This is a genomic window from Paraburkholderia sp. GAS448, from assembly GCF_050435685.1.
GTDB lineage: Bacteria > Pseudomonadota > Gammaproteobacteria > Burkholderiales > Burkholderiaceae > Paraburkholderia.
Genome location: NZ_JBNDKT010000151.1, coordinates 1 through 1,290 on the forward strand (window position 1 = coordinate 1; position 1,290 = coordinate 1,290).

At 59.7% G+C, this 1,290-nt stretch carries 2 protein-coding genes and 1 pseudogene; 2 read left to right on the forward strand and 1 reads right to left on the reverse strand.

Going from position 1 to position 1,290, the window contains the following annotated elements; all coding sequences use genetic code 11:
- Nucleotides 1–135: pseudogene (locus P3T23_RS47720) on the forward strand (metallophosphoesterase); the annotation flags it as partial.
- A 36-nt stretch (nt 136–171) separates the two neighbouring features.
- Nucleotides 172–516 (forward strand): cupredoxin domain-containing protein, encoded by a 345-nt coding sequence (locus P3T23_RS47725; protein ID WP_429322959.1) that lies wholly within the window; start codon nt 172–174, stop codon nt 514–516.
- A gap of 596 nt (nt 517–1,112) precedes the next feature.
- Here P3T23_RS47725 and P3T23_RS47730 read toward each other — a convergent pair.
- A partial coding sequence (locus P3T23_RS47730) for a DUF4148 domain-containing protein (protein ID WP_429322960.1) occupies nt 1,113–1,290 on the reverse strand: 178 nt, incomplete at its 5' end.

A 1,290-nucleotide genomic window follows, 5' to 3' on the forward strand; every position in this document is an offset into this window, starting at 1 on the left:
ACGGCCGGCAACGGCCCCGGACCTGGGCCGCTCAAGGTGGCGAGCGATCAGCTTCCGAGGATGCTTGGCGTGACCAGCATCAAGATCGTGCGCCATCCCCTCAGGACGACGCTCGCCGACACGACGCTCGTCTGAATCGACACACGGTACTCACCAACCAGGAACCATGTCATGCTAACCACCATTCTTCGCCGCGCCATTGTTGTCCCCCTCGGGTTCGGGATGCTCATGGCGGCATCCGCAGATTTCTCCGTCGTGCAGGCGCAGGAGTCCAATGCCGTCGTGATAAAGAACTTCATGTTCTCGCCGATGTCGCTCACCATCAATGCCGGCTCGACGGTGACCTGGAAGAATCTCGATGGCGAACCCCACACGGTTGTCAACGACGCCGGAGTCTTTCACTCCGCCGCGCTTGATCAGAACGATACCTTCCAGTTCAAGTTCGATAAACCGGGTGTCTACAAGGTATTCTGCGGCATACACCCGACCATGAAGGAGACGATTACCGTCCAGTAGGTGTGCCCTGCTCGAGGTAGAGCCGCCAGAAGTTGAGAAACCGTGCGGAAGTGGGCTCGGGGCGCGGTGTTCGAGTAATCGACTGCGGGATCCTGGCGGCGATCACTCCATTCTCCTGGACGCGCACCGCGTCAGATGACTTTGCATGGTTCTCGAAAAGCGGAGCAGGTCAGATGAGAGCGGTTATCGAAGCTGGCCTGCACTGCCCTGATTGGAGCGCCGCCGAGCGCGCCGGCTTGGGGCGGATTGGACGGCGACGGTGGATTTGATCGCGGGGTATTCGACGGCGCTGGCGAGTTCGGCGTGCTCGGGTCCAGTGATCAGTCACACGATCAGGCAGTGCGATCGATCATGTGGGCTACACGGCTTATCGCGTTCCGAATTGGGACGCTGGGCGTGGAACCGGACATGTCACTGGCCAGATCTTGTGGAGCAAGGCGGATCGTCACCAGAGAGTAGGCCAACTCAGGGCGTCGGCGTTGTCTGTCCGCTCTGGACGACCCCCGCTACTGCATTTCTTTCCGCTTGATGTTTGGCAGCAACCTTTGCTTCAGCAGCCTGAATATCGGCGGGGTAGGGCGGGACGAAACGCGTCTTCAATTGTTCGTGCTGTCCGGTGTAGTCGCGCGTTGTTGCGCAAGATGCTGACGCTTCATCCGGGCAACCTGTACCTCGAAGTTCGGATTGACGTCCGGGTACGAAGTGTCGGTGACGTAGTTCAGGCCATTCTGCTGCGCTTCGATCAGCTCCTGATAGACCTCGGCGCGTGTCTTG

What these genes read in the sequence shown, in the direction of transcription:
- P3T23_RS47725 (WP_429322959.1), top strand. Translation starts at nt 172, where the DNA reads ATGCTAACCACCATTCTTCGCCGCGCCATTGTTGTCCCCCTCGGGTTC.